Annotated in this window: 17 protein-coding genes; 6 read left to right on the top strand and 11 right to left on the bottom strand. The window is 66.5% G+C overall.

Going from position 1 to position 19026, the window contains the following annotated elements; all coding sequences use genetic code 11:
- Positions 1-11: 11 nt before the first annotated feature.
- Both XcuCFBP2542_RS08895 and efp read right to left on the bottom strand, forming a co-directional pair.
- On the bottom strand, positions 12-1349 hold the full coding sequence (locus tag XcuCFBP2542_RS08895) for a TRZ/ATZ family hydrolase (RefSeq protein WP_170066969.1): 1338 nt from the start codon (positions 1347-1349) through the stop codon (positions 12-14).
- A 135-nt stretch (positions 1350-1484) separates the two neighbouring features.
- A complete protein-coding gene (gene efp / locus XcuCFBP2542_RS08890; protein ID WP_104603224.1) occupies positions 1485-2051 on the bottom strand; it encodes an elongation factor P in 567 nt (188 codons plus the stop codon).
- Positions 2052-2152: 101 nt separating this feature from the next.
- Between efp and epmB the strand changes: the two genes are divergently transcribed.
- The gene (gene epmB / locus XcuCFBP2542_RS08885; protein ID WP_104603223.1) at positions 2153-3181 is read left to right on the top strand and encodes an EF-P beta-lysylation protein EpmB; all 1029 of its coding nucleotides are present in this window, start codon (positions 2153-2155) and stop codon (positions 3179-3181) included.
- 415 nt (positions 3182-3596) lie between these two features.
- Here the strand turns inward: epmB and XcuCFBP2542_RS08880 are convergent, their stop codons facing one another.
- From XcuCFBP2542_RS08880 to XcuCFBP2542_RS08870, 3 genes are read right to left on the bottom strand one after another with little or no spacing between them, the layout of a single operon-like run.
- Positions 3597-5714 carry a putative bifunctional diguanylate cyclase/phosphodiesterase gene (locus tag XcuCFBP2542_RS08880; RefSeq protein WP_104603222.1) on the bottom strand — a complete coding sequence of 706 codons (2118 nt, stop codon included), beginning with the start codon at positions 5712-5714 and terminating at the stop codon, positions 3597-3599.
- Positions 5711-6640, bottom strand: a complete 930-nt coding sequence (locus XcuCFBP2542_RS08875; protein WP_167526891.1) for a phosphate/phosphite/phosphonate ABC transporter substrate-binding protein — start codon at positions 6638-6640, stop codon at positions 5711-5713. Before XcuCFBP2542_RS08875 ends, XcuCFBP2542_RS08880 begins: the two co-directional genes overlap by 4 nt.
- A 51-nt stretch (positions 6641-6691) precedes the next feature.
- Positions 6692-7456 (bottom strand): RNA methyltransferase, encoded by a 765-nt coding sequence (locus XcuCFBP2542_RS08870; protein ID WP_104603221.1) that lies wholly within the window; start codon positions 7454-7456, stop codon positions 6692-6694.
- 116 nt (positions 7457-7572) lie between these two features.
- Between XcuCFBP2542_RS08870 and XcuCFBP2542_RS08865 the strand changes: the two genes are divergently transcribed.
- Positions 7573-8406 carry an inositol monophosphatase family protein gene (locus tag XcuCFBP2542_RS08865; protein WP_104603220.1) on the top strand — a complete coding sequence of 278 codons (834 nt, stop codon included), beginning with the start codon at positions 7573-7575 and terminating at the stop codon, positions 8404-8406.
- Positions 8407-9056: 650 nt separating this feature from the next.
- Here XcuCFBP2542_RS08865 and XcuCFBP2542_RS08855 read toward each other — a convergent pair.
- The gene (locus XcuCFBP2542_RS08855) at positions 9057-9668 is read right to left on the bottom strand and encodes a superoxide dismutase (RefSeq protein ID WP_104603218.1); all 612 of its coding nucleotides are present in this window, start codon (positions 9666-9668) and stop codon (positions 9057-9059) included.
- A gap of 258 nt (positions 9669-9926) precedes the next feature.
- Here XcuCFBP2542_RS08855 and XcuCFBP2542_RS08850 point away from each other — a divergent pair, with 258 nt between their 5' ends.
- Both XcuCFBP2542_RS08850 and XcuCFBP2542_RS08845 read left to right on the top strand, forming a co-directional pair.
- Complete coding sequence (locus XcuCFBP2542_RS08850) at positions 9927-10367, top strand: guanyl-specific ribonuclease (RefSeq protein ID WP_104603217.1); 441 nt, start codon at positions 9927-9929, stop codon at positions 10365-10367.
- Complete coding sequence (locus tag XcuCFBP2542_RS08845; protein WP_104603216.1) at positions 10364-10789, top strand: barstar family protein; 426 nt, start codon at positions 10364-10366, stop codon at positions 10787-10789. Before XcuCFBP2542_RS08850 ends, XcuCFBP2542_RS08845 begins: the two co-directional genes overlap by 4 nt.
- Before the next feature lie 139 nt (positions 10790-10928).
- On the opposite strand, the gene XcuCFBP2542_RS08840 is transcribed toward XcuCFBP2542_RS08845, so the two are convergent.
- Positions 10929-12821 (bottom strand): ATP-binding cassette domain-containing protein, encoded by a 1893-nt coding sequence (locus XcuCFBP2542_RS08840; RefSeq protein WP_104603215.1) that lies wholly within the window; start codon positions 12819-12821, stop codon positions 10929-10931.
- Between the two features lie 109 nt (positions 12822-12930).
- Between XcuCFBP2542_RS08840 and dbpA the strand changes: the two genes are divergently transcribed.
- Positions 12931-14307, top strand: a complete 1377-nt coding sequence (dbpA, locus tag XcuCFBP2542_RS08835) for an ATP-dependent RNA helicase DbpA (RefSeq protein WP_104603214.1) — start codon at positions 12931-12933, stop codon at positions 14305-14307.
- 89 nt (positions 14308-14396) lie between these two features.
- Here the strand turns inward: dbpA and XcuCFBP2542_RS08830 are convergent, their stop codons facing one another.
- Both XcuCFBP2542_RS08830 and XcuCFBP2542_RS08825 read right to left on the bottom strand, forming a co-directional pair.
- Complete coding sequence (locus tag XcuCFBP2542_RS08830; protein ID WP_104603213.1) at positions 14397-14957, bottom strand: adenine phosphoribosyltransferase; 561 nt, start codon at positions 14955-14957, stop codon at positions 14397-14399.
- Between the two features lie 94 nt (positions 14958-15051).
- The gene (locus tag XcuCFBP2542_RS08825; protein ID WP_104603212.1) at positions 15052-16608 is read right to left on the bottom strand and encodes a protein adenylyltransferase SelO; all 1557 of its coding nucleotides are present in this window, start codon (positions 16606-16608) and stop codon (positions 15052-15054) included.
- Positions 16609-16891: 283 nt separating this feature from the next.
- On the opposite strand from XcuCFBP2542_RS08825, the gene XcuCFBP2542_RS08820 reads away from it, so the two are divergent.
- Positions 16892-17767, top strand: coding sequence for an alpha/beta hydrolase (locus XcuCFBP2542_RS08820; RefSeq protein ID WP_104603211.1), 876 nt, complete (start codon positions 16892-16894; stop codon positions 17765-17767).
- Between the two features lie 130 nt (positions 17768-17897).
- Here the strand turns inward: XcuCFBP2542_RS08820 and XcuCFBP2542_RS08815 are convergent, their stop codons facing one another.
- Positions 17898-18596, bottom strand: a complete 699-nt coding sequence (locus XcuCFBP2542_RS08815) for a glutathione S-transferase (protein ID WP_104603210.1) — start codon at positions 18594-18596, stop codon at positions 17898-17900.
- A 184-nt stretch (positions 18597-18780) separates the two neighbouring features.
- Positions 18781-18990 (bottom strand): cold-shock protein, encoded by a 210-nt coding sequence (locus XcuCFBP2542_RS08810; RefSeq protein WP_006451993.1) that lies wholly within the window; start codon positions 18988-18990, stop codon positions 18781-18783.
- Positions 18991-19026 lie beyond the last annotated feature (36 nt).

The raw sequence follows: 19026 nt of genomic DNA, 5'->3' as shown, positions 1-19026 counted from the left end.
ATGCCGCGCACTCAGGCGCGGACGGTGCGGATACGGTCGCGCCACTGGCGCGCGTTGACGAGCAGCGCCGCGGTATCCATGTCGATGAGCTCGCGCTGCACCAGCTTGGGCTTGCCGGCGATCCACACATCGGTGACCTGGTGACGGCCGGCGGCGTAGATCAGCTGCGACAGCACATGATGCAAGGGTTGGGTTTCCAAGGCCGACAGATCCACGCAGACCAGGTCGGCCTGCTTGCCGACCTCGATCGAGCCGATCCTGTCGCCGAAGCCCAGCGCACGCGCGCCGCCCAGGGTGGCCGCACGCAAGGTGGTGGCCGCATCCAGCGCGGTCGCATCGTTGGCCACGGCCTTGGCCAGGATGGCGGCGGTGCGGTTTTCGCTGAACATGTCCAGGTCGTTGTTGCTGGCGCAGCCGTCGGTGCCGATGGCCAGGTTCACGCCTGCACGTTGCAACGCGCAGGCCGGGCAGAACCCGGATGCCAGCTTGAGGTTGGATTCGGGGCAATGCACCACGCTCACGCCGCGCTCGGCGCACAGATGGATTTCCGCATCGGTGAGCTGGGTCATGTGCACCGCGATCAGGCGGTCGTTGACCAAGCCCAGGCGGTCCAGCCGCGCCAGCGGACGCTGGCCATAGTGCTTGACCGAGTCGGCCACTTCCTGCCCGGTTTCATGGGTGTGCAGATGCACCGGCAGATCCAGCTGGTCGGCCAGCATGCGCACGCGTTCGAAGTTGGCGTCGTTCACCGTATACGGCGCATGCGGCGCAAACGCGGTACCGATCAACGGATCGTCGCGCCACTGATCGTGCAGCTCGCCGGCCCGTGCGAAATACTCGTCGTCCGAGGACGCCCAGGCCGTGGGGAAATCGATGATGACCGCACCCACCAGCGCGCGGAAGCCGTGTTTTTTGTACACGGCGGCCTGTACATCGGCAAAGAAATAGTTCTCGTTGACGCAGGTGGTGCCGCCGCGCAGCATTTCGGCAATCGCCAGCGTGGTGCCGTCGGCCACGAACTCCGGCCCGATCACCGCCGCTTCCACCGGCCAGATGTGCTGCTGCAGCCACACCATCAACGGCAGGTCATCGGCCACGCCGCGCAGCAACGTCATCGGGTTGTGCGTATGTGCATTGACCAGCCCCGGCATCAGCGCCGCGTCCGGACGCGACACTGTCGTGGTCGGCGCAAACCGCGCGCGTGCTTGTGCAGTCGGCAGGATCGCCACGATGACGCCGTGGTGCACCGCCACCGCATGGTCTTCGAGCACCACCGCGTGTGGCTCGATCGGCACCACGTAGCCGGCTTCGATCAGCAGGTCGCAGCGTTCTGGGGAAGCATTGGTCATGAGCGAATCCATGGAAGGTGAAGTGCCGGACGGCCAGCTGCCGGGGGCGTCGGCACACGCGACCACAACACGCCGCCCAGCAGCAACGGAAGCCTGACACCGCGTCGCGCCCGCCGGTGTCCCGTGCGCACGATCTTACTTGACGCGCGCGGAGTATTCGCCCGAGCGGGTGTCCACCTTGATGACTTCTTCCTGGTTGACGAACAGCGGCACGCGCACCACCGCGCCGGTTTCCAATGTGGCCGGCTTGCCGCCACCGCCGGAGGTATCGCCGCGCACGCCCGGGTCGGTCTCGGTGATCTTCAGCTCGACGAAGTTCGGCGGCTGCACCCAGATCGGCGCGCCGTTCCACAGCGTCACGATGCAGTCTTCCTCGCCCTTGAGCCACTTTTCGGCGCCGCCCATGCCGGCCTTGTCGGCCTGCACCTGCTCGAAGGATTCCGGGTCCATGAAGTGCCAGTACTCGCCATCGCTGTACAGGTAGCGCATGTCGGTGTCGACCACGTCGGCCACTTCCACGTCGTCGGTCGCCTTCATGGTCATTTCCACCACGCGGCCGGACTTGATGAAGCGGTACTTCATGCGGGTGAAGGCCTGGCCCTTGCCCGGCTTGACGTATTCGGTCTCGGTGATGACCGCCGGCTCGTTGTTGACCAGGATCTTCATGCCGTTCTTGACGTCGTTCATGCCAACAGTGGCCATGGGTGCAGCTCCTCGATAGACCACGACCCGCCACGGGATGGCGGGTCGGATTAGAATGGGGCGCCCGCCGCAACCGGCGGGCATTGGTTTTGTGACCGCATATGATAACCGCAGCCCCCCTCGCCTTACAGCCATCTCCCGCCACCGCACTGCCGCCAACGCGGTGGCAGCAGCAATGGCGCGATGCCGTGCGCGACCCGCGCGCGCTGCTGGCGCTGCTGGGGCTGGATGTGCAGGCGGCCGGCATCAGCGACGCGGCCGCCGCGCAGTTCCCCCTGCGGGTGCCGCACGCCTTCGTGGCACGGATGCGGCATGGCGAGCTCGACGATCCCCTGCTGCGCCAGGTGCTGCCGCTGGATGCGGAAATGCAGCCGGTACCCGGCTTCGGCCTGGACGCGGTGGGCGATGCTGCGGCCAGGACCGCATCCGGGGTGATCCAGAAATACCGCGGCCGTGCCCTGCTGATCGCCACCGGCAGTTGCGCGGTGCACTGCCGTTACTGCTTCCGCCGTCACTTTCCCTACGCCGAAGAAACCGCCGCGCGCGACGGCTGGCGCGAGGCCGTGGCCGCGATCGCAGCCGACCCCGGCATCGACGAAGTGCTGCTCTCCGGCGGTGACCCGCTGTCGCTGGCCACGCCCAAGCTGGTCGAGCTCACCGACGCGCTGGCCGCCATCCCGCATCTCAAGCGGCTGCGTATCCACAGCCGCCTGCCGGTGGTGGTGCCGGCGCGCGTGGATGCACCGCTGCTGGCCTGGCTGCGCGGCCTGCCATGGCCGGTGGCGTTCGTGATCCATGCCAACCATGCCAATGAATTCGATGCCGAGGTGGACACGGCGATGCAGGCGCTGCGTGGCGCTGGCGCGCAGCTGCTCAACCAGGCCGTGCTGCTGCGCGGCGTCAACGACAGCGTGGCAGCGCTGGCCGCGCTGAGCGAACGCAGCTTCGCCGCCGGCGTGCTGCCGTATTACCTGCACCAGCTCGATCGCGTGGCCGGCGTGGCGCATTTCGAAGTGGACGATGCCCGCGCCCGCGCCCTGCATGCGGAACTGGCCACACGCCTGTCCGGCTACCTAGTGCCCCGGCTGGTGCGCGAGATTCCCGGCGACACCGGCAAACGACCGTTGTAACGACCCAATTCCAACGCATTCCACCGTAGGAGCGCACCCGGGCGCGATGGAGCATTACCGGGAAAGCCTCATCGCGCCCTGCGGCGCTCCTACAAGGCACTGCCTGCTGTTGGACTTCCTGGCGATATAGCAAACAGCGGTTATAACGACCCAATTCCATCGCATTCCACCGTAGGAGCGCACCCGGGCGCGATGGAGCATTACCGGGAAAGCCTCATCGCGCCCTGCGGCGCTCCTACAAGGCACTGCCTGCTGTTGGACTTCCTGGCGATATAGCAAACAGCGGTTATAACGACCCAATTCCATCGCATTCCACCGTAGGAGCGCACCTGGGCGCGAAGGAGCCTTACCGGGAAAGCCCCATCGCGCCCGGGGGCGCTCCTACGTGTAGCGCTGCAGCAGCCTAAGCCGCTGCTCAGCCGGCCGCGATCAGCTTGACCAGGTCGGCCGGCGTCATTGGCCGGCTGAACCAATAGCCCTGCCCCAGGTCGCAGCCGCGCTCGCGCAGCAGGTTGAACTGCGCCTCCTGCTCGATGCCCTCGGCCACCACCGTGATGCCCAGCGAATGGGCCATGTTGATGATGGCGGTGGTCAGCGCCAGGTCGTCGGGGTCGCGCTGCAGATCGGCAATGAAGCTCTTGTCGATCTTGACGCCGTCCACCGGCACCTGACGCAGATGGCTCAGGCCCGAGAAGCCGGTGCCGAAGTCGTCCAGCCATACCTTCACGCCGGTGCGGTGCAGTTGGTCGAGCAGGCTGGCGGCCATCATTTCATCGCCAATCACCGCCGTCTCGGTCAGCTCCAGATGCAGGCGCGCCGCCGGCAACCCGGATTCGGCCAGACATTCGGCCACGGTGTCGATCAAGGCGCCGCTGCGTAACTGGCGCGGCGACACGTTGACCGAAATGAACAGCTCCTCGCCCACCACCGGCCACTGCGCCGCTTCCAGACAGGCCGCCCGCAGCACCTTGGGGCCAATCACCTCGATCAGCCCGCTCTGCTCGGCGATGTCGATGAAGGTGGATGGCGCAATCGTACCCAGCGCCGGATGCTGCCAGCGCAACAGCACCTCCACCCCCACCAGCAAGCGGTCGCAGGTGCGGTAGATCGGCTGGTATACCAGCCGCAGCTCGTCGCGCTCCCAGGCGCCGCGCAGCTCGTGTTCCATGTGCACGCGACGCTCCACCGCATGGTCGGCAGCGCGGCTGTAGACACGATGGCAGTTCTTGCCGGCCACCTTGGCCTGGTACATCGCGATGTCGCCGTTCTTCAGCAACGCAGTGGCGTCGTTGGCGTCGTCGGGGAACAGGGTGATGCCGATCGAGGTGCCCAGAAACACTTCGCGCCCCTGCACGTTCAACGGCCGGCTCAGTTCGTGCACCAGGCGATCGGCCAATTGCGCGGCCAGAAAGCCGACATCGCCGCTCTGCAACAGAATCACGAACTCGTCGCCGCCAAAACGCGCCAGGATCGCATCGTCGCCCCCGAACGCAGACACCGCGCGGCCGATGCGGCTGGCAAATTGCAGCAAGGCCTCGTCGCCGGCCTCGTGGCCGAGGGTGTCGTTGACGCGCTTGAAATCATCGATATCGGCGAACAGCAGCGCCAACTTGTTGCCGGTAGTGCGCGCGGTGTCGAGCAGATGATCCAGGCCCTCGCGGAATCCCAGCCGGTTGGTCAGCCCGGTCAACGCGTCGGTGTAGGCCATGTGGCGCACCTCGCGGTCGTGGCGGGCAATACTCTCGCTCATGCGTCCGAACGCGGAGATCAGTTCGCCGATCTCGTCATTGCGCGGGTGCGGCGGCAACTGCACGGCATAGTCGCCACGCTCGATCTGCCGCGCGGCCGCGGCCAGCAGGCGCACTGGCGCCACCAGCGTACGCTGCACGTAGATGACCAGCAGCACGCCTAGCCCGACCAGCGCGGCCAGCAATACCAGCAGCCAGCCCAGATCACGCTTGCCGATCGCATTGAGGTTCTCGACCAGGGTCAGGTTGGCGTTGGACTCCATCTTGCGCACGCGCTCGCGCGACAAGCCCACGCGCACGCCACCAATGCGCTGGTCGCCAATCATGATCGGCACCGTCACATCCAGCACCTCCGGCGAAGACTGCAGCAGCAGCGCCTGCGCCGCCACCGCCCTGGCCGCCAGCGGGTCGTCCATGCGTTGGCCATAGCGGTGCAGGTTGGGCATGCCGTCATGCACCAGGCGACCACGCGTGTCGAACACCAGCACGTAGCTCACCACCTGCTGCCGCGAGACATTGCGCACCAGCGCTCCCACGGCGGGCAGGTCGGCGTAATACAGCGGATTGGCCAGGCCCGATGCCAGTTCGGTGGCCAGGCTTTCGCCACGGGTACGCAGGCTGCGGTCGAACAGCTCATGCAGGATCTGCGCGCTCAAGCCACGCACTTCGCGCTGCATGGCACTCTGCCGCTGCAATAGCGAGGCCAGGATCGCACCGACCAACAGCAGGGTCAGCGCCATCACCAACAGGAAGCGAGCCTGCAGCCCGAAGCGCACCCGCGTCATTCCACTCGATCCCGCACGCGCCGCAGCCCGGCACTCAGCTCGTCCAGGCGTCTGCGGCTGGACTCATCCAATGGATGGAAGGCGGTGGTGTCGAAGAACCGCTTCAATGCCGGGCCGGCCTTCGGATCGGAGGCCGCCTGCAGCAACACCGCACGCAAGCGGCGCTCCACCGCCGGATCCAGCCCGGTACGCACCATTTCCACCGCGCGCGGCACCGGCGCAGTGCGGTGAACGATGCGGAAATCCCGCTTGAAGACCGGCGGCAGATGACGCTCGTCGTTCCAATCCAGGTCACTGAGTGCGCCCACGTCGATCAGCCGCCGGTGCACCAACGCGGCGACGTTCAGTTTCGAGCCGACCAGCAGGTACCCCACCGAACCCGGGGCCTGGACGTCATACGGCGACAGCAGCACGTCGCAGGCCATGTGATTGCGGACCAACTCCAGCATCGGCAGCAGGTAGCCGCTGGTGGAACTGGCGGTCTGCAGCGCCAGGCTGTGCCCGCGCAACTGCGCCAGCGAACGGATCGGACTATCGCGGCGCACGAAGAACACCGAGTGGAACTCGCGCACGCCGTCGCGCTCGGTCATCAGCAGGGGGTGTGCACTGCCGTACTGCTCCAGCAGCATCGCCGCACCAGCGGTCTCGCTGGCCCAATCGACCCGGCCGCGACGTAGATAGCTGGCCATCTGCCGCGCATCGGGCGCCATCAGGATCTCGCCACGGCGGATACCCACCTCGCGCATGCGCGGCACCACGTAATCGAGCAGTGGCTTGAGCTGATGGTATTGCGTGGCCGGATCGTCGCTGATCCGCCCCAGCACCAGGACCGATGACGGCGCCGCCGCCGCCGTCATCGCCAAGCCCATCCCGGCAAGCAGCCAGCAGGTAATCAGACAGCATCGTAGACCGCGCAAGACGGACACTCCCCTAGAGCCGCGCACAGCCTAGCCGAATCTCTCCAGCTGTGACAGCCGTCAATTTCCGGCCTGCCTGGCCAGCATGGCCATGCGCTGCGCATCGGACAGGATGCCGCGGATCAGCCGCACCTCCTGCTCGGTCATCTGCGCACGCAGCAGCAGCCGGCGCAGCTTGCGCATCGCCGATTCCGGGGCGCGGCCCTTGTGGAAATCGATCTCGTCCAGCGTTTCGCCCAACTGGCCGAACATGCCCTCCAACTGCGCATGACTGGCCGGCCCTTCGCGCGGCGCGGTGGCAGCCTCCGGCGCCGGCTCGACCGCGCCTGCCGCCAGCTGCGCCCGCCGTACTTCGTAGGCCAGCACCTGCACCGCCGCCGCCAGGTTGAGCGAGCTGAATTGCGGGTCGGAGGGAATGTGTACCGCCGCGTGACAGAGCTGCAGCTCGTCGTTGGTCAGGCCGGTACGCTCGCGACCGAACACGAACGCCACCTCGGCCGGCTCGCTGGCCTTGGCCAGCGCGCGCTGCGCGCCCTGGTCCGGCAGCAGTTCTTCCAGTGCCACCCGGCGCGCCCGCGCCGTGCAGCCGATCACCAGCGTGCAATCGGCCACCGCCTCACCCAGGGTGTCGAACACCGGCGCATCGCCCAGGACGTCTTCGGCGCCGGCCGAGCGCCGGTAGGCGTCCTCGTCGAGCGCACGCTCCGGCGCCACCAGCACCAGCCGCGAGATGCCCATGGTCTTCATCGCCCGTGCGGCGGCGCCGATGTTGCCTGGATGCTGGGTACCGACAAGGACGAAACGGATGCGCTGGGTGACAGACATGAACAGTGATTGGGGAGCGATTCGGCCGTAGATGGTAAACTGCGCGGCCGGCTTTCGCGCCGGAGTGCTCTTTTACCTTCGTCATTGTCCTTTCTGCCTTCACGGGAGCTTTAGCCATGCAGAAACCCGCCGTCACCGTCATGGTCAAAGCCGCCCGCCTCGCCGGCAATGTGCTGTTGCGTGGTATCAACAAGCTCGATGCACTCAACGTGGTGCAGAAGGGCCGCATGGACTACGCCAGCGAAGTCGATGCCGATGCCGAAAAGGTCATCATCAAGGAACTCAAGCGCGGCTATCCCGAATACGCGGTATTCGGCGAAGAAGGCGGCGTGCAGGGCGGCAAGAGTGGCCGCTACACCTGGGTCATCGACCCGCTCGACGGTACCAGCAACTATCTGCGTGGCTTCCCGCACTACTGCGTGTCGATCGCGCTGGTGGAAAACGGCGAACCCACCGATGCGGTGATCTTCGACCCGCTGCGCAACGAGCTGTTCACCGCCAGCCGTGGCGCCGGCGCGGTACTCAACGACCGCCGCATCCGCATTGCCGAGCGCAAGGACCTGGAAGGCGCGATGGTCCATACCGGCTTCCCGCCGCGCGAACGCGCGCGCGCCAGCGCCCAGCTCAAGTGCGTGGACGCGCTGCTGGTGCAGGCCGAAGACGTCCGCCGTACCGGCTCGGCGGCATTGGACCTGGCCTACGTGGCCTGCGGCCGTGCCGATGCCTACTTCGAAGCCGGCGTCAAAGCCTGGGACATCGCGGCCGGTGTGCTGCTGGTGCGCGAGGCCGGCGGCCGCGTCTGCGACTACAAGGGCGCCACCCCGCCGCGCATGGACAACATGGGCCCGGAAACCCAGCAGATCGTGGCCGGCAACATCAAGATCAGCGATGCGCTGCAGAAGGTGATCGTCAATACGGGCTATGCCCGCGAATTCGACGTCAAGTTCTGATCGGCGCCGCAGGAATTGGTAGGAGCGCGCCCGAGCGCGACGANCGCGGCCAGGTCCGCTCCTGCACGATCGCTCGCATCAAACGCGCAAGGCCGGGATCGCTCCCGGCCTTGTGCGTTACCGCATCAGCGTAGACGTCAACCAAGTTCTGATCGGCGCCGCAGGAATCGGTAGAAGCGCGCCCGAGCGCGACGAAGCTCTCCCGGGAAAGCCCTCGCGGCCAGGTCAGCTCCTGCACGATCGCTCCCATCAAACGCACAAGGCCGGGATCGCTCCCGGCCTTGTGCGTTACCGCATCAGCGTAGACGTCAACCAAGTTCTGATCGGCGCCGCAGGTATTGGTAGGAGCGCCCCCGAGCGCGACGGAACTCTCCCGGGAAAGCCCTCGCGGCCAGGTCCGCTCCTGCACGATCGCTCCCATCAAACGCACAAGGCCGAGATCGCTCCCGGCCTTGTGCGTTACCGCATCAGCGTAGACGTCGACCAAGTTCTGATCGGCGCCGCAGGTATTGGTAGGAGCGCGCCCGAGCGCGACGAAGCTCTCCCGGGAAAGCCCTCGCGGCCAGGTCCGCTCCTGCACGATCGCTCGCATCAAACGCGCAAGGCCGGGATCGCTCCCGGCCTTGCGCGTTACCGCATCAGCGTAGACGTCAGCCGATGGCAGCGTGGTAGCGGCGCTCGACTTCGTCCCAGTTGACCGCGTTGTAGAACGCGCCGATGTATTCCGGGCGGCGGTTCTGATACTTCAGGTAGTAAGCGTGTTCCCAGACGTCCAGACCCAGGATCGGGGTATTGCCTTCGAACAAAGGGCTGTCTTGGTTGGCAGTGCTTTCCACCACCAGCTTTTTGTCAGGAGTCACGCTCAGCCACGCCCAGCCGGAGCCGAAGCGGCTGACGGCAGCCTTGGTGAAGGCTTCCTTGAACTTCTCGAAACCGCCCAGGTCCTTGTCGATCGCCTTGGCGACCTCGCCCTTGGGCTCGCCGCCGCCGTTGGGCGCCAGCACGGTCCAGAACAGCGAATGGTTGGCGTGGCCACCACCGTTGTTGCGCACCGGGCCTTGCAGGTTGTCCGGCAGGCTCTTCAGCTTGGACACCAGCTCGTCGATCGGCAGGTCCGCGTACTCGGTCCCTTCCAGCGCCGCGTTGACGTTGTTGATATAGGTCTGGTGATGCTTGCTGTGATGGATTTCCATCGTCTGCGCATCGATGTTCGGTTCCAGCGCGTCGTACGCGTAAGGCAATTGCGGAAGGGTGTAAGCCATGAGGGTCTCCTAGACTTGCCGCCCGGCGAAGACCGGGCGTTGCGGGGTAGATGGTAAGGACGGCAGCGGCGCTTACCAAGGGTACAGGCAAGGAAACTGCATCCCATCGCCTGCCGCGCCGTCTTGGCTGCACACCTTGCACCATGCCCCGGTTACTTGCGCGTGAACCGGACCGGCGCGGTGGTGCATTCAAAGTGGGCACAGTCGCGCGACGTCATACTGAAGGGGTCGCACACACTTCGCCTATGGAGCGTCTTCATGCGCAAGCCCGCTTTACTGATCGTCGCCATTGTGGTGCTCGTGGCCGGCCTGTGGGGCATGCGTGCGCTGCAGGCACCCAAGCCGCAGTTTGCGCCCTCACTCAATGCACCGATCGCCGCGCCAGTGGCCGCACGGCAGGTGCCGCGCCTGCCTGCCTTTCTGCCGATCGAAGCGATGGCCACCATCGTGCTGATCCAGCGCGGCGGGCCGTTCCCGTATCCGCAGGACGGCAGCGTGTTCGGCAATCGCGAACATCGCCTGCCCGAGCGCCCGCGTGGCCACTACCGCGAATACACGGTGGACACGCCGGGCAGCGCAGATCGCGGCGCGCGCCGCATCGTCACCGGCGGCACCCCACCGCAGACCTGGTACTACAGCGACGACCATTACCAAAGCTTCAGGCCGTTCCCCGGGCCAACCCCGGAGCAGGCGCCATGAGCGCGGGCGACTTTGCCCTGGACCTATCCGATCCGCAGCAGTCGGGCGTCTACCAGGCCGACACCGACGACCTGGACACCATGGCAGCGCTGGCCCGCGATGCCGGCCTGCGCATCCTGCGCGTGGACCTGGCCACCTGCAACGACAAACGCATGCTGCTGATGCGGCTGGCCACCCAACTGGATTTTCCGGCCGGATTCGGCCGCAACTGGGACGCCCTCAGCGATGGCCTGCGCGACCTGAGCTGGCTAGCCGCCCCGCGCGGCTATGCGCTGTTGATCGATGGTGCCGATGCACTGGCGAAGGCCGTGCCTGGCGATCGCGATACCTTGCTGGACATCCTCGACGAGGCTGCCACCAGCTGGGCCGCGCGTGGGCGAACATTTGCAGCGTTCGTGGCACCCGCGGGCGCCTGCAGTTGATCGGAACGGATCGAAACCGTCATACCGACGTGCAAGTACGCAATGCGGAGCCGCACCCGCCCGCCGCGCACCGCATGCGCAGCTGCGGCGGCGGGTTGAACAGGGACGGCCAATGCACCGTGGCACGCCGGCCTGCGCATCAACGATCCAGCTCGCTCCAGCGCGCGTAGGCCGCATCCAGCTGCGCCTGCGCATCGCCCAGTGCAGCAGTGTGCGCGGCCATGGCCGCAGTGTCGCGCTGGTAGAAGCCCGGGTCGTTCATCGCCTCGGTCAGTGCAGCCACCTGCTGCTCCAGCGTCTCGATCAGGCCAGGCAACTGCTCCAGCTCGCGCGCATCCTTGTAGCTCAACTTGCGCTTGGGCGCAGCCTCCACTGGCGCCGCAGTGGCCGCCGGCGCAGTCGCCACCGCAGTGGCCGAGGCCTTGGCCACCGCCATCGCGCTGGTCGCCGGGCTGCGCCGCTGGCGCAGCGAATCGCTGTAGCCGCCAACGTAATCGCCGATCAGGCCATCGCCTTCCATCACCAGCGTGGAAGTCACCACGTTGTCGAGGAAGTCGCGGTCATGGCTGACCAGCAGCAGCGTGCCGCTGTATTCCCCCAGCAATTCTTCCAGCAATTCCAGGGTTTCCACGTCCAGATCGTTGGTCGGTTCGTCCATCACCAGGAGATTGGACGGCTGCGCGAACAGCCGTGCCAGCAGCAGCCGGTTGCGTTCGCCGCCGGACAGCCGGGTGATTGGCGCGCGGGCACGCTCGGGGGTGAACAAAAAATCCTGCAGATACGCATGCACATGTTTGCGCTTGCCATTGATCTCCAGGAAATCGCGGCCCTCGGCCACGTTCTCGATCGCGCTCCAGTCTTCACGCAGGGTCGAGCGGTATTGATCGAAGTAGGCAATCTGCAGATTGGTGCCGATGCGGATCTCGCCCTGCTGCGGCTGCAAGTCGCCCAGCAACAGCTTGAGCAAGGTGGTCTTGCCGCTGCCGTTCGGGCCGATCAGGCCGATGCGGTCGCCGCGCTGGATGATGGTGGAAAAATCCTTGACCATCGTGCGCGCACCGAACGCGAAGCCGACCTCCTTGGCCTCGATCACCTTCTTGCCGGACGACTCGCCCTGCGAGACTTCCATGCGCACATTGCCGGTGAGCTCGCGCCGCTGCACGCGCTCGTTGCGCATCGATTCCAGGCGCCGCACGCGGCCTTCGTCGCGGGTGCGCCGCGCCTTGATGCCCTGACGGATCCAGACTTCTTCCTGCGCCAGCAATTTGTCGAAGCGCGCATTCTCCTGCGCCTGCGCATTGAGCCGCTCTTCGCGGCGGCGCTCGTAATTGGCCCAGTCGCCCGGCCAGCTGGTGACCTGGCCACGATCGATCTCGACGATGCGGGTGGCCAGCGCACGCAGGAAGCGGCGGTCATGGGTGACGAACAGCACGCTGCCGTTCCAGCCCTTCAGGAAGGTCTCCAGCCAGTCGATGGCTTCGATGTCCAGGTGGTTGGTCGGCTCGTCCAGCAGCAGCACGTCCGGTGAGGACACCAGCGAGCGCGCCAGCAGCACGCGCCGCTTCATGCCGCCGGACAGCCGCGCGAACTGGGCATCGCCGTCCAGTTCCAGCTTGGTCAGCGTCTCGCTGACGCGCTGGTCCAGCGCCCAGCCTTCGGCCGCGTCGATCTTGGCCTGCACCTTACCGAACGCCTCGGCGTCGAACACCTCGGCATGGCTGAGCTGGTGGAACTCGGCCAACCAGTGGCCCAACTCGCCCAGGCCATCGGCCACCACGTCGAACACGCTGCCGCCGGTGCCCTGCGGCACCTCCTGCTCCAGCCGCGCGATACGCACACCCTGCTGCACGCGCACCTCGCCGTCATCGGGCCTGAGCTCGCCGGCGATCAATTTCATCAAGGTCGATTTGCCGGCACCGTTACGGCCAATCAGGGCGATACGCTCGCCCGGCTCGATCGTGAGGTCGGTTTTTTCCAGCAACAACGGGCCGCCGACGCTGTAGTCGACGCGTTGCAGAGTGATTAAAGGCATGGCGCAATTGTACGGGAATCGGGAATGGTGAATCGGGAATGGAAAACGCCCGCGCCGTTGCGATTCCCGATTCCCGATTCCCTACTCCCGATTCCCGCTAAAATGCGCCATGAACGAATTCTCCGCGCTGCCGCTGTCGCCGGCCCTGGCCCCCGGCATCGACGCCCTTGGCTACACCGTCCTCACTCCCATCCAGGCGCAGAGCCTGCCGCCGATCCTGCAGGGGCTGGATGTCATCGCCCAGGCGCCCACCGGCAGCGGCAAGACCGCCGCCTTCGGACTGGGCCTGCTGCAGAAGCTCGACCCGGCGCTGACCCGCGCGCAGGCGCTGGTGCTGTGCCCTACCCGCGAACTGGCCGACCAGGTCGGCAAGCAGTTGCGCAAGCTGGCCACCGGCATTCCCAACATGAAGCTGGTGGTGCTGACCGGCGGCATGCCGCTCGGTCCACAGCTTGCCTCGCTGGAAGCGCACGACCCGCAGGTAGTGGTAGGCACGCCCGGCCGCATCCAGGAGCTGGCCCGCAAGCGCGCCCTGCACCTGGGCGGCGTGCGCACGCTGGTGCTGGACGAGGCCGACCGCATGCTCGACATGGGCTTTGAAGAACCCATCCGCGAGATCGCCAGCCGCTGCGACAAGCACCGCCAGAGCCTGCTGTTCTCGGCCACGTTCCCCGACAGCATCCGCATGCTGGCGCGCGAGATCCTCAAGGACCCGATCGAGATCACCGTCGAAGGCGCCGACAACGCACCGGAAATCGACCAGCAATTCTTCGAGGTCGATCCCACTTATCGACAGAAAGCCGTGGCCGGCCTGCTGCTGCGCTTCAATCCCGAATCCAGCGTGGTGTTCTGCAATACCCGCAAGGAAGTAGACGAGGTGGCCGGCTCGCTGCAGGAATTCGGCTTCTCCGCGCTGGCCCTGCACGGCGACATGGAACAGCGCGACCGCGACGAGGTGCTGGTGCGTTTCGTCAACCGCAGCTGCAACGTGCTGGTGGCCAGCGACGTGGCCGCGCGCGGGCTGGACGTGGAGGACCTTGCGGCCGTGGTCAATTACGAGCTGCCCACCGACACCGAGACCTATCGCCACCGCATCGGCCGCACCGCGCGCGCCGGCAAGCATGGCCTGGCGCTGAGTCTGGTGGCACCGCGTGAAACCGCGCGTGCGCAGGCATTGGAGGCCGAACAGGGCCAGCCGCTGAAGTGGTCGCGCGCGCCACTGGCCACCGCCCGCCCGGCGCAGTTGCCGCAGGCGGCGATGACCACCTTGCGCATCGACGGCGGCAAGACCGACAAGCTGCGTGCCGGCGACATCCTGGGCGCGCTCACTGGTGAAGCCGGGTTGTCAGGCGCGGCGATCGGCAAGATCGCCATCTACCCCACCCGCTCCTATGTCGCCATCGCACGCGCGCAGGTGAGCAAGGCGCTGGCGCACCTGCATGCAGGCAAGATCAAGGGCCGACGGTTCCGGGTCAGCAAGCTCTGAACGACCACGCGGCCAGCCGGCGCGATGCCGCCTGGCCGTGCACAGCAACGCGGGCCGGGCGCCGGGCCCAGTCCGCAGTCTTCAACGGCTCAATAGCACAAGGTCGCCAGCAGCGGCACGTCGTTGGCCCACTTCGCGCGGCCCTGCAGCGCCTGCAGTTCCACCAGCACCGCCGCACCCACCACCTCCAGCTCCAGCTGTGCGGCCAGGCCCAGCGCAGCGCGCAGGGTGCCGCCGGTGGCCAGCACGTCGTCCACGATCAGCACGCGCGCACCGCGCGGCAACGCGTCTTCGTGCATTTCGATGCGGTCGGTGCCGTATTCCAGTGCGTATTCCTGGATCAGCGTGCGCCCAGGCAACTTGCCCGGCTTGCGCACCGGCACAAAGCCCGTACGCAGTTCACGCGCCAGCGCCGCGCCAAGAATGAAACCGCGCGCTTCGATCCCCAGCACCGCATCCAGCGGCGTGGTGCGCCAGGGTTGCGCCATCTCGTCCAGCGCCGAGGCGAAGTCCGGCCCGTCCGAGAGCAGCGGAGTGATGTCCTTGAAGACGATACCCGGCTTGGGAAAGTCGGCGATATCGCGGATCCGGCCCGCCCAGTGGTTGGGGCCGGAAGGATGAGTGCCGGCGCAGCGGCTGCAATCGGTCATGGTGGTAGTGGCATCGCGGCCGTGTGGGGATGACCTATTCTAGGCTGCGCGCGGCCTTGCCGCCGCCCATGCGGCCTCTGTGAATCTAAGCGCGTCATGAACTGCACGACAGCATCGAACATCCGGCGCGATCGCGTGCCCATTCCGGACGCCGCGCCGCGAATGCCTCGCGGCCTGGCTGATCGTCGTAAGGCCGGCGCATGACCTCCAGCAGCTCCTGAACGCCGGTCGCATCGCCCTGCTCGGCCCGGTCGATGGCCTGCTGCGCCAGGTAATTGCGCAGCACATAGCGCGGGTTGGCCTGGCGCATGCGCGCGCGGCGCTGGTCCGGCGATAGCGCATCCTGCTGCAGGCGCGCGGCATAGCGCTGCAGCCAGTCCTGCAATTGCGCTGCTTCCGCCACACGTTTGTCTTCGTCGTAGAACGCATCGCGCAGCGGCGCAGGGTCCGGCTGTTCGGGCGACAGGTCGATCAGGCCACGGAAAGTCAGCGTCATGTCCATCTCCGATTCGCGCATCAGCGCGCGCAATGCATCGATCAGCTGCAGATCCTCGTCGCGGCATTCGGCCAGCCCCAGCTTGGCGGCCGTATCACGGCGGTCGCAGGCCAGATAGGTGTCGCGGAAGCGGTCCAGCCCCTGCTGCAGCGGCGTTGCATCGGCAAACAGCGGCGCCAGTGCCTGGGCCAGCCGCCCCAGGTTCCAGTACGCCAACTGTGGCTGGGTGCCGAAGCGATAGCGACGCCCCTGCGCGTCGGTGGTGTTGGGTGTCCAGTCCGGGTCGTAATCGTCGACCCAGCCGTAGGGGCCATAATCGATGGTCAGACCCAGGATCGACATGTTGTCGGTGTTCATCACCCCATGTACGAAGCCAACCCGCATCCAGTGCGCCACCATTACCGCGGTGCGCTCGCAGACCTGCGTAAACCAGTCGGCGTACAGCGTCTCGCCGGTTCCGGCCAGGGCCGGGAAATCACGCGCGATGGTGAACTCCACCCATTGCCGCAGCAGTGCCGTGTCGCCGCGCGCGCTCGGCAACTCGAAGTTGCCGAAGCGGATGAACGAGGGCGCCACCCGGCAGACAATCGCACCCGGCTCGCGCTGCGGGCGGCCGTCGTAGAACATGTCGCGCACGACCGCATCGCCGGTGGCGACCAGGCTCAGTGCGCGCGTGGTCGGCACGCCCAGGTGATGCATCGCTTCGCTGCACAGGAATTCCCGGATTGACGAGCGCAACACTGCGCGGCCATCGGCACCGCGCGAATACGGCGTGGGGCCGGCGCCCTTGAGCTGCAGCTCGTAGCGCCCGCCATCGACACCAATCGCCTCGCCCAGCGAAATCGCCCGGCCATCACCCAACTGCCCGGCCCAGTGCCCGAACTGGTGCCCGCCGTAATTGACCGCCCACGGCTGCATGCCCGGATACAGCGCATTGCCTGCAAACACCTCGGCAAACCGGGGGCTGCCGATGTCGGCCGCGTCCAGTCCGAGCGATTGCGCCATCTCCGTCGAATAGGCGATCACGCGCGGTGCGGCGACCGGGGTCGGCTGCACTGACGACCAGGCGGCGTGCACCTCGCGGCGGCGCGCCCCCTGCTCCGGGTCTTCAGGCAGGTCTCGGCGCAGGCGGTTGTCAAAACTCAGCTCAGTCATGCCAACAAGCCTAAACCATCACCGGGAATGGGGAATGGGGAATGGGGAATGGGGAATCGAAACAGCGGGGACTGCAATGCTTTCCCGATTCCCGATTCCCCATTCCCAAGTGGCTGCAAGCAGTCTCGTCCTGCACATGCTGGCGACATCCATTGACCGCTAATACACCGTGCAGGCCAGCGCATCATCGCGGTGGCCTTGCGCATCTTGCCGGCGATGACGCGCACCCAGCGCCGCCGCCATCCATGCCGACCTCCTTTCCATTGCCTTGCCGACCCTGCCCATGCCCTCACGCGCCACCCGCTGGTTCCGCCCCGCCCTCCTGCTGCTCGGCTCGTTGACCTTGACGGCCTGCAGCAGCGTCTTCTTCGGTGGCATCAATGCCGCCTCCAGCCGCGCCGGCATCGTCGAACATCCGGATCAGGTGTTCGACCCGGCCCACGGCCTGGCGCTGGATGTCTACCAGCCGCGCGATGCCGTGGGCGCGCCGGTGGTGGTGTTCTTTTATGGCGGCACCTGGAAACGCGGCACGCGCGCCAACTATCGCTGGGTGGGGCGCGCCCTGGCCCGTCAAGGCGTGGTGGCGATGGTGGCCGACTACCGCAAGTCTCCGCAGGTGGGCCTGGACGGCTTCATGAACGATGCCGCCGGCGCCACCGCCTGGGGCTACCGGCATGCGCACGCCTATGGCGGCGATCCCAAGCGGCTGGCGGTGGCAGGCCACTCGGCCGGCGCGCATATCGCGGCACTGCTAGGCACCGACGCACGCTGGCTGCGCGCGCAAGGCCTCGCGCCACGACAGCTGTGCGGTGTGGTGGGGCTGGCCGGACCCTACGACTTCCTGCCACTGACCGACCCCGAACTGGTGGAGATCTTCGGCGACGCGCCAGCCGCGCAACGGCAGTCGCAACCGGTGCACCACGTCGGCGGCGACGAACCGCCGATGCTGTTGCTGCACGGCGATGCCGACCGCGTGGTCGAACTGGAGAACAGCCGTTCGCTGCAACGGGTGCTGCGCCGCGCAGGCGATACGGCCGAGCTGAAGGTCTATCCGGGCATGGGCCATCTAGGCATCGTGCTGGCGTTGCGCAAACCGCCGCAGCGCTCTCCAGTGCTGCGCGACACGCTGCAGTTTCTGCGCACCTGCCGGGCACCGTAAGCGCGACAACGGCGTCAGTGGGCTAGCTGTGTAAACCCACCACGGCGCGCTGCGGCCGGCCCGCTTGTGCGGGCAGGTACTCCGGCAGCCGATGCACCGCCAGGCGACGCACCGCCCACCGCGATGCAACTCAATCGGCCGACGCGCCCCCCATCAGCGTGTACGACCCGCCCTTCTTCAATGCCGCCTGGTAGGCCGGCCGCGCTTCAATACGTTCCACGAACGCACGCAAGCGCGGATGGCGTTCCAACCCCCCGGCACGCGCCATCGCGGCCTGCACCGGAAAGCTCATCTGGATGTCGGCGGCGGTGAAACGCTCGCCGGCAAACCAGGGATGCTGCTGCAGCGATTGCTCCATCCAGTCCAGGTGCAGACTGACCTGTGGACCGATGAAGGCGGACATCGCCTTGTCCACGATCGCGCGCGCCACCGGCTTGGCGAAGAACGGCATCGGCGCGCTGCGGATACGTCCGAAGATCAAGGTCATCAACAACGGCGGCATGGCCGATCCTTCGGCGTAATGCATCCAGTAGCGGAACTGCTGCCGCTCGGGCGAATCGATCGGCCGAGCGGGTGGCGACAATGCACACTCGGTGTCGTAACGCTCGGTCAGGTAGTCCAGGATCGCACCGGACTCGGCGATGGTCAGCCCGCCGTCGACGATGACGGGCGATTTGCCCAACGGATGGATTGCGCGCAATGCCGCCGGTGCCAGCATGGTCTTGGGATCGCGCTCATGGCGCACGATCTGGTACGGCAACGTCAACTCTTCAAGCAGCCACAGCACGCGCTGCGAGCGGGAGTTGTTGAGATGGTGGACAGTAATCATGGCAACGGGCCGCACACGGAAAGCGCCATGCTACCCAGCCGCGCGTCATGGTTGCGCACACGCCGCATCGGCACGCCCACGCTGGATAGCGTGTTGACCATTCCAGACGAAAATGCCGGCCAATAAAAAAACGCCGATCGCTTGCGCGACCGGCGTTTTTGGCAACCTTACGGTTGCAGGCGGATTAGACCGCCTGCACCTGGTCAGCCTGCATGCCCTTCTGGCCCTGCACGGCGACGAAGGTGACCTTCTGGCCTTCCTGCAGCGACTTGAAGCCGGTGCCCTGGATGGCACGGAAGTGCACGAACAGGTCCGGGCCGCTTTCCGGGGTGATGAAGCCGAAGCCCTTGGCATCGTTGAACCACTTCACGGTACCGCTCTGACGATCTGACATTTACAAACTCCTGAACTATGGATGGATAAATCGCAG

This window comes from Xanthomonas cucurbitae (assembly GCF_002939885.1).
GTDB lineage: Bacteria > Pseudomonadota > Gammaproteobacteria > Xanthomonadales > Xanthomonadaceae > Xanthomonas > Xanthomonas cucurbitae.
This window is presented reverse-complemented; position numbering and strand designations above follow the sequence as displayed.